Annotated in this window: 18 protein-coding genes and 1 pseudogene; 14 read left to right on the top strand and 5 right to left on the bottom strand. The window is 59.8% G+C overall.

Translation table 11 applies throughout. The annotated features are described in order from the left end of the window. The first annotated feature begins 11 nt into the window (after positions 1-11). Together AB6803_RS22895 and AB6803_RS22900 are read left to right on the top strand one after the other, a co-directional pair. Entirely contained in the window at positions 12-1,241 is a 1,230-nt protein-coding gene (locus tag AB6803_RS22895) for a PotD/PotF family extracellular solute-binding protein (RefSeq protein ID WP_371111047.1), read from the top strand. Between the two features lie 5 nt (positions 1,242-1,246). Next, positions 1,247-2,612 (top strand): annotated as a pseudogene (locus AB6803_RS22900) (amidase). Between the two features lie 326 nt (positions 2,613-2,938). Here AB6803_RS22900 and AB6803_RS22905 read toward each other — a convergent pair. Continuing rightward, on the bottom strand, positions 2,939-3,835 hold the full coding sequence (locus tag AB6803_RS22905) for a LysR family transcriptional regulator (RefSeq protein WP_371111048.1): 897 nt from the start codon (positions 3,833-3,835) through the stop codon (positions 2,939-2,941). Positions 3,836-4,069: 234 nt separating this feature from the next. Between AB6803_RS22905 and AB6803_RS22910 the strand changes: the two genes are divergently transcribed. From AB6803_RS22910 to aroQ, 5 genes are all read left to right on the top strand, one after another. After that, positions 4,070-5,065 (top strand): TRAP transporter substrate-binding protein, encoded by a 996-nt coding sequence (locus AB6803_RS22910; protein WP_371111049.1) that lies wholly within the window; start codon positions 4,070-4,072, stop codon positions 5,063-5,065. A gap of 10 nt (positions 5,066-5,075) precedes the next feature. Continuing rightward, positions 5,076-5,594, top strand: a complete 519-nt coding sequence (locus AB6803_RS22915) for a TRAP transporter small permease (RefSeq protein ID WP_371111050.1) — start codon at positions 5,076-5,078, stop codon at positions 5,592-5,594. Further along, positions 5,591-6,877 carry a TRAP transporter large permease gene (locus AB6803_RS22920; protein ID WP_371111051.1) on the top strand — a complete coding sequence of 429 codons (1,287 nt, stop codon included), beginning with the start codon at positions 5,591-5,593 and terminating at the stop codon, positions 6,875-6,877. The genes AB6803_RS22915 and AB6803_RS22920 overlap by 4 nt, the downstream gene beginning before the upstream one ends. A 3-nt stretch (positions 6,878-6,880) precedes the next feature. Further along, positions 6,881-8,113, top strand: a complete 1,233-nt coding sequence (locus AB6803_RS22925) for an aspartate aminotransferase family protein (protein WP_371111052.1) — start codon at positions 6,881-6,883, stop codon at positions 8,111-8,113. 81 nt (positions 8,114-8,194) lie between these two features. After that, positions 8,195-8,629 carry a type II 3-dehydroquinate dehydratase gene (gene aroQ, locus AB6803_RS22930; protein ID WP_012649831.1) on the top strand — a complete coding sequence of 145 codons (435 nt, stop codon included), beginning with the start codon at positions 8,195-8,197 and terminating at the stop codon, positions 8,627-8,629. Between the two features lie 215 nt (positions 8,630-8,844). On the opposite strand, the gene AB6803_RS22935 is transcribed toward aroQ, so the two are convergent. The 4 genes from AB6803_RS22935 to AB6803_RS22950 form a co-directional block, all read right to left on the bottom strand. Beyond that, entirely contained in the window at positions 8,845-9,573 is a 729-nt protein-coding gene (locus tag AB6803_RS22935) for an SDR family oxidoreductase (RefSeq protein WP_371111053.1), read from the bottom strand. Positions 9,574-9,608: 35 nt separating this feature from the next. Then, positions 9,609-10,373, bottom strand: a complete 765-nt coding sequence (locus AB6803_RS22940; protein WP_371111054.1) for an SDR family NAD(P)-dependent oxidoreductase — start codon at positions 10,371-10,373, stop codon at positions 9,609-9,611. Between the two features lie 61 nt (positions 10,374-10,434). Next, entirely contained in the window at positions 10,435-11,637 is a 1,203-nt protein-coding gene (locus AB6803_RS22945; protein ID WP_371111055.1) for an ROK family protein, read from the bottom strand. 122 nt (positions 11,638-11,759) lie between these two features. Next, positions 11,760-12,644: a sugar phosphate isomerase/epimerase family protein gene (locus AB6803_RS22950; protein ID WP_371111056.1), complete on the bottom strand. Its 885-nt coding sequence runs from the start codon at positions 12,642-12,644 to the stop codon at positions 11,760-11,762. Between the two features lie 501 nt (positions 12,645-13,145). Between AB6803_RS22950 and AB6803_RS22955 the strand changes: the two genes are divergently transcribed. The 7 genes from AB6803_RS22955 (at position 13,146) to AB6803_RS22985 (ending at position 19,988) form a co-directional block, all read left to right on the top strand. Beyond that, positions 13,146-14,102 (top strand): helix-turn-helix domain-containing protein, encoded by a 957-nt coding sequence (locus AB6803_RS22955; RefSeq protein ID WP_371111057.1) that lies wholly within the window; start codon positions 13,146-13,148, stop codon positions 14,100-14,102. 235 nt (positions 14,103-14,337) lie between these two features. Then, complete coding sequence (locus AB6803_RS22960; protein WP_371111058.1) at positions 14,338-15,771, top strand: extracellular solute-binding protein; 1,434 nt, start codon at positions 14,338-14,340, stop codon at positions 15,769-15,771. Positions 15,772-15,870: 99 nt separating this feature from the next. Next, entirely contained in the window at positions 15,871-16,752 is an 882-nt protein-coding gene (locus AB6803_RS22965; protein ID WP_034522562.1) for a carbohydrate ABC transporter permease, read from the top strand. After that, a complete protein-coding gene (locus AB6803_RS22970; RefSeq protein ID WP_034522560.1) occupies positions 16,752-17,588 on the top strand; it encodes a carbohydrate ABC transporter permease in 837 nt (278 codons plus the stop codon). The genes AB6803_RS22965 and AB6803_RS22970 overlap by 1 nt, the downstream gene beginning before the upstream one ends. A 3-nt stretch (positions 17,589-17,591) precedes the next feature. Further along, positions 17,592-17,834, top strand: coding sequence for a DUF2160 family membrane protein (locus AB6803_RS22975; RefSeq protein WP_246965083.1), 243 nt, complete (start codon positions 17,592-17,594; stop codon positions 17,832-17,834). A 39-nt stretch (positions 17,835-17,873) separates the two neighbouring features. Beyond that, positions 17,874-18,917 carry an NAD(P)-dependent alcohol dehydrogenase gene (locus AB6803_RS22980; protein WP_371111059.1) on the top strand — a complete coding sequence of 348 codons (1,044 nt, stop codon included), beginning with the start codon at positions 17,874-17,876 and terminating at the stop codon, positions 18,915-18,917. A gap of 9 nt (positions 18,918-18,926) precedes the next feature. After that, a complete protein-coding gene (locus AB6803_RS22985; RefSeq protein WP_371111060.1) occupies positions 18,927-19,988 on the top strand; it encodes an ABC transporter ATP-binding protein in 1,062 nt (353 codons plus the stop codon). Positions 19,989-20,010: the final 22 nt, after the last annotated feature.

Below are 20,010 nucleotides of genomic sequence, written 5' to 3' on the forward strand. Positions count from 1 at the left end.
GTCATTCCTTCATGAATAAGCATCAGTCTCCGGCAAAGGCCAATTCCGCACCTGCGCTGCATCTGGCCGGCCCGCCGAAACTGCGCATTCTCGGGACAGCCATTTCGCTGCTCGAGGAACTGCGCATCCGGGCTCAGGACGATCTCGGCATCGAGGTGACGTTCGACAACAATGACTTCCTCACCACCCAGTACAAGGCAGCGAGGGAGCCCGAGACCTACGACATCTACGATCAATGCTTTCACAATCTCGATATTGTCTGGCATTGGCGCGCGATCCAGCCGATCGACACGAAGCGCATCGTCCTGTGGGACGAGATCAACGATCTGACCAAGACCGGCCATATCGGCCCCAACCCGCGGCTGGGGCTCGGCGACGTGCCGGCACGCAAGCTGTATGTGCAGCCGAATCTGGCGCTCGGCGACACGCCTTCGCGTTTCATCTCCATGCTGCCGACGACACATAATTTCGACAGTTTCGCCTACCGAACCGATCAGGCGCAAAATGACGTCGGCATGCATTCCTGGAGCGCGCTCTTTGACGCGACATGGGCCGGGCGCGTGGCCCTGGTGGACGAGCCTGCCATCGGCATTTTCGACGCGGCGCTGGCCGCGCAGGCTGCGGGCCTGATGTCCTTCGATGATATCGGCAATATGTCGGTGCAGGAGATCGATCGGCTGATCGACCTGCTCGAAGAGCGCAAGAAGGCCGGTTTCTTCCGTGACTTCTGGAAGACGGCTGAAGACGCCGCCCGGCTGATGATCGCCGGTGAGACCAGCGTTCAAAGCATGTGGTCGCCGGGTATCGGCATCCTGAATTCCAGGGGCGTGCCGGTCGAGCAGGCAGTGCCGGCCGAGGGTTATCGCGCCTGGCACGGCGGTCTGTGCCTGTCGAAACAGCTCAGCGGTCGTCTTCTCGATGTCGCCTACGACTATCTGAACTGGTGGATATCGGGCTGGCCTGGTGCGGTCGTCGCTCGACAGGGATACTACATCTCGACCCCGCAGCGCTCGCGTCAGTTCATGACGCCAGCGGAATGGGGGTACTGGTATGACGGGGTCGCCGCGACCGAAGACCTGCCAGGCCCGGATGGGCAGATCAGGATAAGGGCAGGCTCGATGCGCAGCGGTGGGTCCTATTGGCAGCGCGCCAATTGCATTGCGGTTTGGAATACGACAATGGATGAGCACAATTATCTCGTGCGTCGCTGGATGCAACTTGTCGGTGGCAAGGGAGAGTAGGGACTATGACGCAGACGCATCGCGGCAAGTCGATCGCGCAGTTGTCGGTCCTGATTCAGTCCGGCAGACTCGATCCGGTCGCGCTGGCCGAAGAAAGCCTGGATGCTATCCGGAGCCATGGGGACCAGGCGATCTTCACACGGCTGCTCGATGTGCGTGCGAAAGAAGAAGCGGCGGCTTCGTCAAGGCGGCTGCGCGAAGGGCGTTCGCGTGGGCTGCTGGACGGCATTCCTGTCGCTTGGAAGGATCTGTTTGCAATCGCCGGCCTGCCGACGACGGCCGGGTCGATCGTGCTTGCGGATGCCGAACCCGCGCAGGATGATGCCGATGTCGTCAAGGCGCTGAAGGCGGCAGGCATGGTGAGCGTCGGTCGGGTCAATATGAGCGAGTTTGCTTTTTCCGGCCTTGGCCTCAATCCGCATTATGCTACGCCCCTCAATCCTTTGGCCACGGATGTCGCACGGAGTCCGGGCGGCTCGTCTTCCGGTTCCGCCGTTGCTGTCGCCTCAGGCTTGGTGCCGGTGTCGATCGGCACGGATACGGGCGGCTCGGTGCGCATTCCATCCGCTTTCAATGGGCTGGTTGGTTACAAGGCAAGCCGTGGGCGCTACAGCATGGACGGTGTCTTCCCCTTGGCCACCAGTCTCGATTCGCTCGGACCTCTTTGCCGAAGCCGTCCAGGACGCCGTCTGGGTCGATGCGGCGATGCGTGGCCGTGCGGCACCTGATGTCATCCGAGCGAGCCCCGAAGGCGTATCGGTCGTCGTGCCGACCAACGTCGTCATGGATGATGTCGAGGAGGGGGTGGCCCAGGCTTTTCAGGCGGCGCTCGCCCGGCTGAGCGCTGCTGGCGTCAAGGTTCGCCATGCCGCTTTTCCGGCTTTCGACAGGCTGTTTCAGGTGATGGCGGAGCATGGTCCGCTGGTGACCGCCGAGGCATTTGCCCTTCATCATCGACTGCTGGCGGGGCTGGACGCGCTGCTGATGGATCGGCGGGTTGTCGCTCGCATGCGCCTCGGCGAAAAGATCACGCTGGTCGGTTATCTCGAAATATTGAAGGCGCGAAAACGACTGATTGAAGACGCCACCAGTATGGTCGGACCGAATGAGTTCGTCGCCTATCCGACGGTCGCCCATGTCGCGCCCGCCCTTGCGCCGCTGGAGGCGGATGACGAGTTATTCGTTGGTGTTAACTTCAAGACGCTGCGCAATACCTTGATCGGCAATTTCCTCGATTGGTGTGGCGTATCCCTGCCTTGCGGCACTGGAGAGGCCGGCATGCCGGTGGGATTGCTGTTCTCTGCCCCGCGGGGTCGGGACGAGCATCTATTGGCCATGGCAATGGCCTTGGAAGATATCGTTATCGGATAGATCGAACCGACATGCTCATCAATGTCGTTCGCCTTCTGCATCGGCTCGGGCTGAGTCATTAAAAAAGCCTGGGGGCAAGCAGCATCAGCGTCCGCAGATCGCACGGGCGCGTTAGCGCCTGCGCAAGAAGGCCGCCCGCAGCTTCGATGCCATCACTCATGCTCTCGGCGATGTCTGCAACTTCTTCTCCGTCACCGAATGCTGCAACTATTTCAAGGCTGCTGGATATGAAGCCAGTTAAACGTGATACGCTTTAGGCTCCGGCGGATTGAGAACGGCCCGCAAGAATTGAGCTTAACTCGGGGCGGGACACGTTCATCCCGGTCTCACGCTGTCAATATCAGAACATTTGCGTCATCGGCAGGGTCGACGAGCGTGCGTTGAAACTCGCCGCGCAGGAATGTCGCAAGCTGCCTCACCGGCAGGCGAGGCTGCTGCGGCAGAACCATTGCCAGCCGCAAGGTCGGAAGCTCCGGCATCCCGTCCTCGGGTCCGAGTTTTCGCCAACTGGCCGGGACTGCCGACTCCGGAAGCACCGTTAGCAAATCTCCGGAATGAACCGCCAGCTGAATGCCGGCGATGTCGGAGGACGAATAGACGATGCGCCACCGGCGGTCTGCTCGATCCAGCGCCGACAGTACCTGCGGCCGCGCCCGGCAGCCTTCCGGAAACAGCGCGAGCTGAATGCAGTTCTCGCGTTCCGGATAGCGATCCGCCGCTGCGCACCAGACCTGCTTTTCCAGCCGAATGATCTCGCCTTTCGGCTCCACGGCGTTCTGCGTGATGATGGCGATGTCCAGCTCGCGGTTCTCGACCATGTATTCAAGACGATGGGAGAAATCATATTGAAGGTCGAGACTGACCTTTGGATATTGCGGCACGAAGCGCTGCATCAAAGCGGTGCCGAACAGCGTCAGATAGTCGTCCGGCATGCCGAGCCGAACCCGGCTTTCGTTGCGGCCCTCGAGCAGGGTGGCCAAAGCCTCGTCTTCGATCGCGCGTATCCTGCGCGCATACCCCAGCAGCCTTTCCCCGATCGGCGTAAGCGTGACGCGGCGATGGCCGCGATCGAACAGACGCAGGTCGAGGCGTTCCTCCCACTTGCCGATGGCCATGCTGACGGCCGCTTGCGTGCGGCCCAGCCTCTCGGCCGCGGCCGTAAAGCTTCCGGTTTCGGCTACAGCCACAAAGCTGGCCAAAGCATCGCTATCGAGGTTGCGCATGTGTCATACTCCTGTCGCCAGGCATTCGTCCCAGGCCGTAGATCTATTTCCCCATCCTGTTCAAGTAACCATCCGGGGCTGGCGGCAGCAATGCCTGCCGTATGCGGAGAGCCTTGAGCTTTCGGGCATGTATCAGCGGCGCTTATGCGAGAATAACAAATCTGTCATTTTCAACACCGCTCCGCCGATTATCTTGATGCTGCGTCAACACAACAAGAACGTAAAGGGGAATTCATGTTTCGTCGTATGGAACGCAATCGTTTTGTCACAATAATGGCCGGCGGCGTTATTGGCCTGTCGAGCCTCTGGGCCAGTACGGCGGATGCCGAAACAACTTTGAGGCTGGCCCATGCTTCCGCGCCCGAAAGTCTCATCAATCAGGCCGTCCAGAAATTCGCGGATGAAGTGAGCGAGATCTCAAAGGGGTCGGTCAAGGTACAGATATTTCCGAATGCACAATTGGGCGATGAAGGCCCGATCGCCGACGGCGTGGGTGCAGGGGCAATCGACATCGGCCTCGGTGGCGCCGTGGATGCCATCGATCCGCGCCTCAACGTGCTGTCGCTGCCGTTCCTCTTCAAAGACGCGGACAATGTGCACAAGTTTCTCGATAGCGACGAAGGTCAAAAGGTCCAGCACCTTGGAGAAGACCGCGGCTATCTGATGCTTGGCGTCCTGGATTCGGGCTTCCGCCAGTTTGCAACGAACAAAGCCATCGAAACGCCTGCCGATCTGGCTGGCGTCAAGATCCGCACACCTCCCAATCCGGTGATCCTCGCAACGATGAAGCAGCTCGGTGCGCTCGCGGAATCGATCCCCTTCGGCCAGGTCTACACCGCCCTGCAGTCGCATGTGGTGGCGGCCGTCGAGCCGGAGATGCGCGACTATTACGACTCCAAATGGTACGAAGTGGCCAAGAACCTCTCGATATCGAACTACATCTGGACCGCCAATTGGTGGTATATGAACAAGGACAAGTTCGAGTCCCTGAGCCCTGAGGAGCAGGCAGCGGTCAAGAAGTCGGCGCTCGACACCGTCGTTTGGTATCGGGGCGAATTGTCGAAGACATATGCCGATACCCAGAAGAAGCTCGAGGACAAGGGCGTCAAGGTGACCACCGTCAACACGGCACCCTTCGTCGCGCTGGTTGCGCCGGTATACGCCCAGTTCTCGACAGAGTGGGGCGCCGATCTGGTTTCCGCCGTGAAACAAGCCGCCGCTTCCAACTGAGGTAATCCCAATGAATCAAGGTCTTGTGAACCCCTCGCCCGATGGGCGAGGGTGGCTGACGCGCATTTTTGAATTCGCCGGGGTGGTCGCCTTCGTCATCATGTTCGGTTCGACGCTTCTGGGTGTTATCGCACGCTATTTCGAATTCGGCGGGGTCGAGTGGTCCTTCGAGGTCGCCGGCATCGCCTTCATCTGGATAACCTTCATCGGCGTCATCAATGCGGAGATACGCGGCGAGAATGTCGCGTTCGAGGCTTTGAAGCATAGCGCGCCGCCGCGGCTCCGGGCCGTCTTCGAGACGATCTCCACCCTGGTGCTGCTCGCGATGGGGGTTGCCTTCCTCATCAGCGGCTGGGCCGTGTGGCAGCGGTCCTGGATGGTCCCCACCTCAGTACTGCGCCTTCCAACCGGCGTGATAACCGCGACGGTTCTGATCCTTGGGTTGTCTGCGGTCTGTATCGCGATTTCGCGTCTGCCAAAGGTCATCCAGCCGCTTGTCTCCAAACACGAAAAGGAGCGGGCGCTATGACCATCGCGGTTCTCATTCTCAGCTTTTCGTTTCTTCTCCTCATTGGCGTGCCGATCGCCTGGTGCATGGGTGTCGCCAGTCTTTTGACGATCTATGTGGGTCATCTCGGACTGCCGTTTGCATGGTTCGCGCAGCAGACCGTCCGTGGCGCGGATGCCATCACGCTGGCAGCCATTCCGCTATTCCTGTTTGCCGGTGAACTGATGAACCGCGGCGGCCTGACCGCCCGCATCATGCGGGTCGCCGAACACGTCTTCGGTCGCATCACCGGCGGTCTCGGATTGGTCAATGTCGCCACGGCTCTGGTTTATGGTGGCATCAGCGGATCCGCCACCGCCGATACCGGCGCGGTCGGATCGATCATGATCCCGGCAATGGCGGAACGCGGCTATCCCAAGGCATTTGCGGCAGCGGTCACGGCCGCGTCGGGAACCCTCGGCATTATCGGGCCGCAGAGCGTCATCCTGATCCTCTATGGTGTGCTGACAGGTACATCGATCGGCGGCCTGCTCGTCGCCGCCTTGATCCCTGGCCTCTTCATTGCGGCCACCTTCATGATCACCTCCTATGTCGTGGCACGGCGACACAACTTCCCGCGCAATGAGACACCGGCCAGCTGGAGCGAAATCGGAAAGGATGCTCTCGGAGCCTTGCCCGCGCTCCTGATGCCCGCACTCGTTCTCGGATCGATTATCGGCGGTATTGCCACCGCAACGGAAGCATCGGCGCTTGCCGTCGTCTATTCCTTCCTTGTCGGCATTCTGGTCTATCGCGAGCTGCCGTTGCATTCGCTTTATTCCGCAGCGTCCGCAGCTGTGGCGACAACCGGCGTGATCATGATGATCATGGCGCTTGCAACACCGTTCGGATGGATCCTGACCGTCGAACAGGTTCCGGCAAATGCCGCCGCCTGGATCACGGGCCTGCACACGACACCGCTCGTCACCATCATTCTGGTTCTGGTTCTGTTGAAGGTGGTCGGTTTCTGGCTGGATCTGGGGCCTGCCCTCATCATCCTCGCGCCGATCCTGGTTCCGATCGCGCTGGCCGCCGGGCTTACGCCCTACCAGACCGGTATCGTGTTCACGATGACCTTGGGGATCGGTCTGTTCACGCCGCCGATCGGCACCAACATCTTCGTGGTTTGCAACGTCGCAAAGATCGACATGTGGTCCGTCTCGGTGTGGCTCGTTCCCTACTGGATCGCCAGCGTCGTCTGCGTCGCAGCCCTCGTCGCCTTCCCGTCACTGACCGAGTGGCTTCCCCATCTGTTTGGAGTTTGAATAATGCAACACCTGGTTTGCGGGATATCCAGCGGCGGCAGAGCCGTGCCCGATCTCGACGGCAGGCGGTTTCTCGTTGCCAATGCCCAAGGCCCCTATGTCTGGGATGATCTTGGCAGACGATATGTCGATACGGCACTCGGTTTCGGGGCCACGTTCCTCGGGCACACCGATCCGGTCGTGACGGATGCCATTCGCAAAGCATTGGAAAAAGGCTCGATGCCGGCCTATGCCCATGCGCTTGAGGAAGAGGCTGCCGCCAGCCTCGCCTCGCATACACAGGATCTCACCAAGGTGGTGTTCCTGAATTCCGGCAGCGAGGCCGTGCATCTTGCCTGCCGCACGGCGCGGGCGCTGACCGGTCGCCAGAAGATCGTCAAGATGGCGGCCGGCTATGATGGCTGGTTCGATGATGTGGCGTTCGGCAATGCTGGCTCGCCCGAAGCGAAGATGGCGATGAACAATCGGCCGTCGAAGGGTGACACCCTGCTCCTGCGCTTTAACGATCGTCAGGATGCGGAGTTGCTGTTCCAGGAATGCGACGACATTGCCGCGATCGTGCTTGAGCCGATGATGGCGAATGCGGGATGCATTCTGGCGGACCCCGGCTATCTGCAATTCGTCGCGTCGCTTGCCCGGCGTCACGGGGCGCTGGTGATCATGGACGAGGTTCTGATGGGTTTCCGCCGCCATGCGGGCCTGGCCAGCCATCTCATGGGTGTCAATCCGGACCTTGCGACCGTCGGTAAGGCGATCGGCAACGGGGTTGCGGTCGCCGCGCTGCTGGGTACTCCTGAGCTTATGTCGGCATTCGATGATCAACGGGTCAACCGGGCGGGCACGTATAATGGCAATCCGGTCGCCTGCGCCGCGGTCAAGGCGGCTATGAGTGTCCTTGACGAGGTCGATTACCCGGCGCTCGATACGGCCGGCGACCGGCTGAGGCGCCGCGCGGTCGAAGCCTTCGCGCGGGTGGGTATGGACGTCTGCACGAGCGGCTACGGCACCGTATTCACCATCTGGCGCGGCAAAGACGCTCCGTCGAACTATCGTGAGGCGGTTCAAAGAGCCGACGCCGACTTCACCGCCAAGCTTCACATGGAGCTGAGGCGCAACGGCGTCATGTCGATGTACAGCACCTATGGCCGTCACTATCTGTCTTCCAGGCATGATGAGGATGCGCTTCAGCTATGGGCTGATGCGCTGGAGCTCGCCGCGCAGTCTTTTGTGGACTGATACTCGCGCGGCCTGTGAACGCGCAGACGCCGAGCCGGCAAGGTGCCATGATCGGAACACAGAAGACGAAAGGATAAAGATTTGAACACGATATTCCTTCTCAATGGACCGAACCTCAACCTCCTCGGCAAACGCCAGCCAGAGATTTACGGGTCAGAAACGCTCGAGGATATTGGCGTACGCTGCCGCAAGATCTGCGATGATCTCGGACTGCAACTGCGCTTTCATCAAAGCAATCGCGAATACGAGATCATCGACTGGATCCATGAGGCGCGCGAGACCGCTTTCGGCATCATCATCAACCCCGGCGCCTTTACCCACACATCCGTCGCCATCCTGGATGCGTTAAATGCCTTCGACGGCAAGGTGATCGAGGTTCACATCTCGAACATTCACAAGCGCGAGGAGTTCCGCCACCACTCCTACGTCTCCTTGCGCGCGGATGGTGTGATCGCCGGATTTGGCACCGAAGGCTATGATCTTGCGATCAAGCGCATGTCGAGCCTGGGTGCGTGAAGACCTCGATCGCAACCCGGCAGAATTTAAACCTGCCGGGTTGCGTGCCAGCGGTGATGCTTGAGGCGGATCGTAGAGCACCCTCTATGGACTGATTGCTCAGTCGGATTCAGGCAGGCGCCTCTATCCACTCGATATTCCTTCTCAGTCGTCGGTACGTGCTGTCTCAGTGGCAATGCTCACCGCAGTGTGGCTTTGGAGCGCACTCCAGCCATTCAGATGTCGAAGTTCTGCGGCAGGATCACGAGGTCGCGGATCGTCACGTTGCGTGGCCGTGTCAGCATGAACAGGACCGCTTCGGCAACTTCGGATGGCTCGATGAGATTGCCGGCTGCCATCGCTTTTTCGAGATTTTCCGGCGGCCAATCCTTCAGGAGCGCCGTCACCACCGGACCGGGTGCGATCGCCCCCACGCGTATTCCATGCTTTGAGACTTGCCGCCGCACCGTGTGGACGAAGGCTTGCACTGCATGTTTTGAGGCCGTGTAGACCGGTTCCCACACCACCGGGACGTGGCCAGCCACCGAGCTGGTCACGATGATATCGCCGGTCTTGCGCTCCACCATATGCGGGAGGACCGCATGTACGCAGCGAAACACGGCGTTGATGTTGAGATTGAGCATCCGGTCGAAGGCATCCGGATCGCCTTCGATAAGATCGCCGCCGATATAGGAGCCTGCATTGGCGTGGAAGACGTCCAATTGCCCGGTTTTTGAAAGGATCTGCGGCATCATGGTGGCGATGCTGCTCGTGTCGGCCAGATCGATCACCAGCGGGATGGCGTTATCGCCCAGTTCTCGGCAAAAAGCGTTCAGCCTGTCCTCCGCGCGGTCGATCAGGATGACGCGGGCGCCGGATTCAAGGCAAATCTTGCTGCAGGCAAGGCCGATTCCGGATGCGGCGCCGGTAATGGCGACGACCTTCCCCTCGAGCTTGTTGGTCATTTTTCACTCTCCTCCTGACTATTTTAAGGTTGGCGTCACCGGGTCATGTAGCCGCCGTCGACAACGAGTACGGCACCGGTGACGTAGCTTGCGGCCGGCGAGCACAGGAACAGGACGCAGTTGGCGATCTCTTCCGGCTGGCCGTAGCGCCCCATCGGGGTCATTTGCCGCCAGACGGAATCCCATTCCGGGATTGCGAAGCCGCCCCGGGTCATATCGGTGTCGATGTAGCCAGGCGCGACCGCGTTCACCCTGATGTTTTCCGCCGCGACCTCGCTGGCCAGGCTCTTCGTCATCATATGAACCGCGGCCTTGGATGCATTGTAGGCGACCTGATTTTGCGGGATGTTGGTGATGAATCCGGAGATCGACCCGACGTTCAGGATGACTCCGCCACCCTGCGCGCGCATCGGCGTCATTGCGGCGCGGCAAAAGCGAAAGGCCTGGATCAGATTGGTGGACATGATCGTGTCCAGCATCTGGTCATCGAAATCCGGCGTATCACCATGCACGGCGACGCCGGCATTGTTGACAAGAATATCGATGCGTCCGTATTTCGCGATCGTATGCTGGATCAGCATCTCCGGCGCGGCCGGGTCGGTAGCGTCGGCGGATACGAAATCATAGTCATAGCCGGCAGCGTTCAGCACGGCGTCCGCTTCCGGATTGTCGCGGCGGGCAGTCAGAACAGATTTCGCTCCGGCTTCGCCGAAAAGCTGGGCAATCGCCAGTCCGATGCCACGATTGCCGCCGGTGATGAGCGCAACCTTGTCGTCCAGCCTGAATTGTTTCAAGGTCATCCTAGTCTCCTCCTCTTTAATCTCTTAACTGTCTGCCAGCTCCTCAGCAGGTCGTCGCCCCTCAGCTTGTCTCCTCCGTAAAGCGCTGGCTTTCCAGCGATAGAAAACGTTGATGGAGGATGCAGGCCGCGCCGAAGGCGGGACCGACCGTTTCCTCCTCGTTCACGCCAATGGAGGGCAATGGAAAGCTTGCCTCCTGCGCCAACTGAATATGGTGAGCGACACGCGCCGCCATCAACGGATAAAGAGCCGCGACGGAACCGCCAAGGATGATGCGGTCGGCATCGATGACGCGACAGGCCTGGATCAGGCCGAAAGCCAGGGCTCTTGCCCATTCCTCCGCAATCGAGACCGCGCCGGGTACACGATCGCGCACATCGGCCAGGAAATGCCCGAATGTCGGGGCGGAGACAGCCGGCACCTTGCGATATTCCGTCATGATATGTTCCAAGCCCAGCACCTCCTCCAGGCTGCGGCTCGGCTCCGATGCACTGGAGATTCTCAGATGCCCGATCTCGCCCGCCAGTCCGTTGGCGCCGCGAAACAGGCTGCCATTGGCAATGATGCCGCCACCAACCCCGCTTTCCATGACCAGGAACAGTGTCACGCCGCTATGCTTATCGTTTCGCCCGTAAGAGGCGCCGATCGCAAAGGCATTGCCGTCGTTCTCCGCGACGACCGGCACGGAAACAGGCAGGGCATCTCGCACCAGTTCAGCAAGCTGGACGTTTTCCCAGCGCAGCAAGGGCGCCAGCCGGACGAAACCATGCTTATCCATTTGTGCCGGCACGGCAATGCCGATACCTTCGCAGCGCTCCAGCCTTGAAGGCGGAATGGCCCCCAGCACCATCTCGATTGCCCGCTCGACGGTGGCGGCGACACCGGCGGATGCGCCGTCGAACGGTTCGACCGTGGTCGAGACGATGTTGCCGCCGAGGTCGATCTCGACCGCGCTGATATGCTCCACGCCTATTTCTATGCCAAGGAAATAGACCGCGCCTGGCACCAGTTCGATCATGATTCCAGGCCGACCCGCATGGGCGTGGCCGCCTCGCGCCTGGTCGCCTTCGCTGACCTCGCGCACCAATCCGTCAAGCGTCAGGCCGGCGATGATATGGCCGGACGAAGAGCGATTGAGCCCCAGCCTGCGGGCAAGTTCCGCCCGGCTGAGCGGGCCGAACTGATACAAAGCCCGCAACGCCGCCAGCTCGTTGCGCTGGCGGATTCCCCGTGGCGAACTCGTTGCTACCGCCGGCTCAGTCAAAAATGATCTCCGTTGATTTTTGTGAGGGACGAACGAGTGGTGGTGCAATGGAGGCAAGCGCAAATGTCGATATGTGCGAGCCCGTGCTTTTCACCACTGCTTCCGCTCATGCTATTGCGCTGTCAAGGGCGTCCGTTGGTGGCCCGTCGTCGCACCGCTTCCTGCATCTTGAGATCGATGAAGGCCTTGGCATGCTCGGCAAGCGGCATGTTCTCCGTCCATGTGTCTCGCCAGATGGCGCAGGCAAGCGACAGGCCTTCGTCCACGACGGCGCTGGAGAACGACTCGAAGGTGATGTCCCGGGCATAGCCGATATCGAGCAGCGCATCGAACGCTAGGTCGAAATTGATGCAGCCATCGCCGAGATAGCCGCGATTGCTCTCGCCGATGTGGAAATAGCCGATCTTTTCGCCGGCGAGCCGAATAGCCGCAGCCGGATTGGCTTCCTCGATGTTCATGTGGAACGTATCGAGATGCAGAAGCACATGATCGGAACCGGTCGCCTCTATGAAGGCAAGACCCTGCGCCGTCGTGTTGAGCAGGTTCGTCTCGAACCGATTGACGATTTCGAGCACGAGATCCACGCCCGCGGCCCTGGCAATATCGGCCGTTTTGGCGATGGCCTCAACACTGTTTCTGCGGCCATTTTCGGTCGGTATCCGGCTATATTTGGTATGGGCGGAGTAAAGGATGCCGCCGAGCTTGGTGCCGCCGATGTCGCGAACGGCCCTGACCGCATCGGCGAGCATGCGTTCGCCGGCCCTGACCGTCTCGGCATCATCGCTCGACACGTCGGCACTGAGCGGCAAACCCATTGTTACGGCAATCTGCAGGTCGAGCGAACGTGCCCGCTTGGCCAGTTGGTGGAGGTTGAATTTTTCGGGCCGCAGATAGGCAAACTCGATCAGTTTGTATCCGCACGCGGCGGATTTCTCCATCGCCTCCTCGAGCATGCGTTGCGTGCTGCCGCCCGTCCAGACGAACGAATGGATACCCAATCTTCCCATGTAATTTTCCTCCCGGACGCATATTCTATATGTTGCTACACACAACAAAATAACCGATCAACATCAATGTCAAGTCGCTTCGTATACGTGGGTTTTGCAGATGCGGGCGGCAACTGGTATGCCTCCAGTCGATTCTTGAGCGGAATACCCTCTCCTACTCAGGACATCCGCGCCTCGATGCCCATGCCGGTTTGGCATTGACACCCAACGGAAAAGCGTTAATTTGTAATTTAGTGCAACATATATGCGCCAATTATGCCGGGTAAGGAGTTCGCAGAGCAGTATTGCGGCGGCCCCAGATGGCAAAGCCGCAATTTCGCGGGAAAATCTAGAACTTTCGAACACAATCCCGCGAGCAATGCCGGGTCAAATCGACGAGTGATTTTTTCGCATACGCCGTGCCGAAGAGGGAGAGGAGCCCTTGCCGGTACGAGTGACGCAGGATGGCAGATTGGGCGCAGCGACATGTTCGCGATCCAATCCGGGGAGGGGGCTCTAGCCATGAAAGCTGACTTAAGGATCGTTCCGGATTTTGAAATGGTCATCTGCGCACCTGCGGAATCCTTCCGCTGGAACATGCATGACTATCCGTATTTCGGAGCCAAGTGGCACTATCATCCCGAGTACGAGCTGCACCTGACGCGCAAGAGCTCGGGCGTGATGATGGTCGGCGACTACATCGGTGAGTTCGAGCCGGGTTGCCTGGTTCTGACCGGACCCAACGTCCCGCACAATTGGGTCAGCGATATAGAACCCGGCATCCCGATCCAGAACCGCGATATGCTGATTCAGTTCAGTGCCGAATGGGCCGACCGCGTCACGGGCTTTTGCCCGGAGCTCGCCAACATCCGTCCGCTCTATGAAGATGCCGTCTACGGCGTCGAATTTCTCGGTGCGACGGCGATGGCCGGGCAGCGACTGCTCGCCCAGATCGGTGCTGCCCATGGTGCGGAGCGCATCGTCCTGTTTTTGCAGCTGATGACGACGCTGGCCCAAAATCCCGGCGATCGCCGCAGGCTATCGAGACTGGCGCCGACATCCGCGCATGTCGAGCTGCCACGGGAACTCGATGTCGCCATGCGCTATGTGCTGGAACACTATAGCGACGACATCGATCTTGCCTCGGTATCCCGGCTGTGCGGGCTGGAGCCGCAGGCATTCTCCCGCTTCTTCAAGCGGCAGAGCGGCCATACATTTGCACGCTACGTCATTCTGGCGCGCGTCTATGCAGCCTGCTCGCTGTTGACGCAGACCTATCGGCCAATCACCGATATCTGCTTCGAGGTCGGTTTCAACAGCATCGCCAATTTCAACAGGCAGTTCATCAAGGTCTGCGGTCGCACGCCGTCGGATTACCGCCGCAACGCCCACAAGATCGGCACCAAGGCGCGCGCGGACCCGTTCAGGGAAATTCGCGCCTTTTCAGCCGGCATGGGTGCGGTCGGCGAAAAAGTATAGGTCGGCCGCAAAGCACGCGTGGCAGAGGATTTTTACCGATACTAAGCTCGCTGGACGCGCATGGAGGTGGGTCCACAAAAACAAGCTGCGGTATTCAACCATGATAGCGAGATGAAATTCGACCGCCGGGAGGAGCCGGGGCGTCGGATTTTCGAGGCCCGACTGCGGTTGGGCCGGGCAGGATGCTTGTCGACAGCCGTCCGCAAGCACAACGAACACTCTGGGAGGAGAGTTTATGATCGGGAAAAATGGAATTGGACTTGCGGCGCTCGCAATCAGCCTCATGGCGACTGTCATGCCCGCAAAGGCCGACTTCTGGTCGGATGCCGGAGCGAAATACAAGGGCGTCGTTCTGCATGGCGTGACCGAGAGCACGCCGCCCTCCAACTATATCAAGGATGTGCTTGCACCGGAGTTCGAAAAGAAGACCGGGATCAAGGTCGCGATCGAAACCACGTCTTGGGATCAGATGTACGACAAGGCCATCAAGGATATGGAAGCCAAGACCGGCATCTATGACATGGTCTATATCGAACAGGACATCATCTACGCCTATCTGGCCCGCAACTTCCTTGTCGATATCACCAAGTCGCTCAAGGACAACGCGTCGCTGAAGGCGCCCGAATTCGACGAGACGCACTTCACCACCTTCGCCAACTATTTCAAGAATGCCGACGGCGATCTCTTCGGCGTCCCGATGGAAGCCTTCATCAAGATATATCTCTACCGCACCGATCTCTTCAGCGATCCGAAGATCAAGGAGGCTTTCAAGAAGGAGACCGGCAAGGATCTCGTTCCGGCGAAGACGCACGAGGACTATACCGAGATCGCGGAATTCTTCACCAAATACGGCAAGGACAACAGCCTTGAGCTTTGGGGTACCACTGCGCAGGCCCATACGGGCCATCCAGCGTCCTGGTATGAATTCTTCGAGTCCGTCGCACCAACCTTCGGCGTGTTCAACTGGGGCATCGACGCTTCCAAGAACTATGCGGCGACCGTCGAAAACGGCGGCACGATGAATGGCCCGGAAGCCAAAAAGGCGCTGAAATACTGGCTGCATCTGCGTGACATCGCCCCGCCGGAATCGGCGGCGAGCACATGGACGGAAGTCGGTACAACATTCGCCGCCGGCCGTGTCGCACAGGGCCTGGTCTATGGCGAGAACGCGGCCTGGATCGCCAGCGACGCTGAAAAATCGAAGGTCGTCGGCAATGTCGGCGTGGCGCTGCCGCCGACGGAGCCCGCCGTTCTCGATGAGGTCAAGGGCGGCAAGGGCTATATTGGCTACTATGACGGCGGCGCCTTCGGGCTTCCCGTGACGTCGAAGAACAAGGAGGCGGCACTGCTGTTCCTGCAATTCATCGGCCAGGATTCAGTCCAGGCCGATTGGGCAGTCGCAGCGCCACGCATCACCAACACGGCAACCTATGACGACCCCAAAATCATCGCAATGGATAAGAAGCTCAACGGCTACTATTCCATGCTGAAGGATGACGGGAAGCTGTTTGCCGGCGCCCCTCCTTATCCCTTCCACGCCCAGGTGCGCGAAGCAACGGCTCCGATCTTCTACAGGATCCTGCTGGGGGAAGTGTCGCCCGATGACGGACTTGACCAGATGGCGGCGGCCGCCGAAGCGGAGCTGAAGAACCTCGGCTATCGTAAATAGTCCAGTGCGTGTCTGCCCCGGGCAGCCGCAAGAGCGGCCGCCCGGGACGTGCATTCAATGCTCCGCGGCGCGGGCATCGACTTCCGGGAGACAAGGTTCATGCGTTCCAACACTGTGGGCTGGCTGATGCTTGCCCCGACGATAGCAATTCTCGGCATATTCGGCATCGCACCCTTTATCTATGTGCTTTACCTGGCGTTTCATCACTGGAACCCGTTCGGCGCCGATCCGTCCATGGCCTATAATGGCGCGAACAATTTCCGCCGGCTTGTCTTCGACCAGGAATTTCTCGGATCCATCGCCGTCACCGCCAAGTTTGCATTCTTTGCGGTGCTCAGCGAAATCGCCCTTGGCTATGCTCTTGCCCAGCTGTTCATGCGGGAGTTTCCGGGCCGCGGCTTCTTCAGGACGATCCACACGCTGCCGCTCATCGTCGCGCCCATCGTCGTCGGTTCCGTCTGGCGCCTGATGACGACCCCGAGCATCGGCATCATTCCCTATCTGCTCAAGCACTGGTTCGGCTATGACCTGAACATCGGTCGCGATGCCAGTGCGGCCTTTGCGCTGACCGTCATCATGGACATCTGGCATTGGACGCCGCTGGTGACGCTCACCCTGCTCGCAGCGCTGCTCGCCTTGCCCAAGGAGCCGTTCGAACAGGCGCAGATAGACGGCGCCAACCGCTGGCAGATCTTCTGGCACGTCACGCTGCCGATGATCCGGCCTGCGATCCTCGCGACCGTGTTCATCCGTCTGATGGATGCGCTGCGCACCGTCGATGAAGTCTGGATGCTGACATCAGGCGGTCCCGGCGCGGCTACCCGCTATGTCGGCCTGCATATCTGGAAGATCGTGTTTCCCAAGACCGATTACGGCTATGGCGCGGCCATATCGGTGATTGTGCTCTACCTGACGCTGGTCATGTGCTGGCTGCTCTATGTCGCCCTCGTCGCCCGCCGCGAAAAGAAGAGGACGTTCTGATGCGCCAGCAACGCCCCATCCTTTACCTGCTGCTCTGGCTCCTCCTGAGCCTGCTGACCCTGTTTCCGATCTACTGGCTGTTCGTCATCTCCGTGAAGCCGGCGGTGGATCTCTTCACCACGCCAAGCCTGATCCTCGATACGGTCTACTGGAAGAACTACGTCAATGTGATCAACAATGAGACGTTGCGTGGCTACATGATCAACTCTCTGATCATCTCCACCAGCAATGCGCTTCTGGTCACCGTGCTGGCCTTTCTGGCCTGCTACGCGCTGTCCCGTTTCGATCTCGCCGGCAAGGAGAACATCTTCTTCTGGACGATCACCAACCGCATGGCGCCCGCCGCCGTGTTCCTGCTGCCTTTCTACCTGCTGTTTACCCAGGTTTTCACCTTCGGCGACTGGAAGCTCTACGACACCAAGATCGGCATGATCCTGCTCTATTGCACCTTCAATCTGCCTTTCGCGATCTGGACGCTGCGACCGACCATCGACGGCATTCCTAGGGAACTCGATGAAGCCGCCACAGTCGATGGCGCCTCGACATGGCAGGTGATCCACGAAGTCGTCTTTCCGCTGGCAAGACCGGGCCTGGCGGTCACATTCATCCTCACCTGGGTATTTGCCTGGAACGAGTTTCTGCTGGCGGCAACCCTCACAAGCTTCAACGCCCGCACCATCACCACCGGCCTTTCGGAGTATGTCACGACCACCGGAACCGAATGGGGCACAATGGCGGCGATTGCGGTCATCACATTGATCCCGGCCCTCATCATTTTCTCGATGGTCCAGCGCCACATCGTGGCCGGTCTGACCTTCGGCGCGGTCAAGGAGTGAGCGATGCAACATCAAATCGATCCTGACGAAACTGAGGATGCACCGGCCATCGTTGCGGCCGGCAAACAGGAGCGAGTCGGCTTCCTGCCGATCGTCACCAACTGGTTCGACCGTGTGTTTGTCGGCATCTACTTGTTTGTCGCACTTGAACTGTTCTGGATGCGCTTCCTCGAACAATCGATCCCGCTGACGGTCTGCCATGTGCTGGCGGTCGCCCTGGGGGTCCTGATCGTCTGGCGCGGCTGAAGCCGAACGATCTTCTGAAATCGAGAAATGGAATAGGCCATGAAAGCACTGGTTCTGGAAGAAAAGATGAAACTGTCGCTCCGAGACTTTCCCATCGAGCGGGAAGAAACGCTCGGGCCTCGCGACGTTCGCATCAAGCTGCACACGGTCGGTATATGCGGCTCGGACGTGCACTATTACACTCATGGCGGTACCGGCATCTTCCAGGTGAAGGCACCGATGATCCTTGGTCATGAGGCATCCGGCACGGTCATCGAGGCGGGGGTCGACGTCACATCGCTGAAAGTCGGCGACCGCGTCTGCATGGAGCCCGGCATTCCCGACCCCAATAGCCGCGCCACCCGGATGGGCATGTACAATGTCGATCCGGCCGTGCGTTTCTGGGCAACCCCGCCGATCCATGGCGTGCTGCGGCCGACGGTAGTTCATCCCGCCGATTTCACCTTCAAGCTGCCCGACAATGTTTCCTTCGCCGAAGCGGCGATGGTCGAGCCGCTGGCGGTTGGTGTCCATGCCGCCACTAAGGCACAGGTCAAGCCAGGGGATATCGCGCTGGTGATCGGCGCCGGCCCGATCGGGCTGGTCACCGCACTCTCGGCACTGGCGGCCGGTTGCGCACGTGTCTTCGTCAGCGATATCGATGACGCAAAGCTCGAGATTGCCGCAAAGCTCGGCGCGGTTATCCCGATCAACCCGCAGCGCCAGGATCTCGTCAACGAGATTCTCACGGCGACGGACGGTTGGGGCGTGGAAATCCTGTTCGAATGCTCCGGCCACCCTAGGGGTGCCGAGGGTGTGTTCGATCCGCTGGCGCCGGGCGGGCGGGTGGTGTTCATCGGGTCACAGGTCCATCCGATCCATTACGATGTCGGCAAGGCCATGGTGCGCGAAGCTCGCGTCGAACATGTTTTCCGCTACGCTCATGTCTTTCCGCGCTGCGTGGCGATGCTGTCGTCAGGCGCAATCGACGTCAAGCCGCTCATCACCCGCACATTCGATTTTGAAGACAGTGTCGGCGCCTTTGAAATCGCTGCAGCCGCCCCCAGGGGCGAAGTCAAGATGCAGATCATATTGCCGCAATAGGGGATTGGTATGGCTCAGGTCGCCGTCAAGGATGTCATCAAGAAATATGGAAGTCTTCAGGTCATTCATGGCGTGAACATCGACATAGCAGATGGCGAATTCGTTGTTCTCGTGGGTCCGTCCGGATGTGGCAAATCGACATTGCTGCGCATGATCGCGGGGCTTGAAACCATCTCCGGCGGAGAGGTTTCGATCGGAGCCAGGGTCGTCAACAACGTGCTGCCCAAGGACCGCGATATCGCCATGGTGTTTCAGAACTATGCGCTCTATCCGCACAAGAACGTCGCCGACAATATGGGCTTTCCTCTGAAGCTGAAGGGTGCTCCAAAGAGCGAAATTGAGGCCAAGGTCAGGAAGGCGGCCGAAATTCTCGATCTCGGCAAGCTGCTGGACCGCTATCCCAAGCAGCTCTCCGGCGGCCAGCGCCAGCGCGTCGCCATGGGTCGTGCCATCGTGCGCGATCCGCAAGTCTTCCTGTTCGACGAGCCCTTGTCCAATCTCGACGCCAAGCTGCGCGTGACCATGCGTGTCGAGATCAAGGAGCTTCACCAGCGGCTGAAGACCACGACGATCTACGTCACCCACGACCAGATCGAGGCGATGACGATGGCCGACAAGATCGTTGTCATGCGCGATGGCCTGGTCGAACAGATCGGTGCGCCGCTCGACCTTTACGACCACCCCGCCAATGTCTTCGTCGCGGGTTTCATCGGCTCGCCGGCGATGAACTTCGTGCGTGGCAAACTGGCAGCCGTGAATGGCGAGACGGTTTTCGTCAGCGATAAAGGCGCCGTCCTGCCGGTGCCCGCGGGCACAACTGCCCACGACGAGCCGGTAATCTACGGCATTCGTCCGGAACATATCGAACATGGGGGCGAAGGCCTTCCGGCAACGATCTCGGTGCTCGAGCCGACCGGGTCCGAAACGCAAATTTTCGCCCATATCGGGGGCGACCCTATCAATGCGGTGGTCAAGGACCGGATCGCATTGCGCCCTGGCGAGACAATACCGCTGCTGATTAACCGCGAACGGGTTCACCTCTTCGAGAGGAAGAGCGGCCGGCGCGTCTGATCCCCATAAATGATGGAGTAGT

Source organism: Rhizobium sp. RCC_161_2 (assembly GCF_041355235.1).
Taxonomy (GTDB): Bacteria; Pseudomonadota; Alphaproteobacteria; order Rhizobiales; family Rhizobiaceae; genus Rhizobium.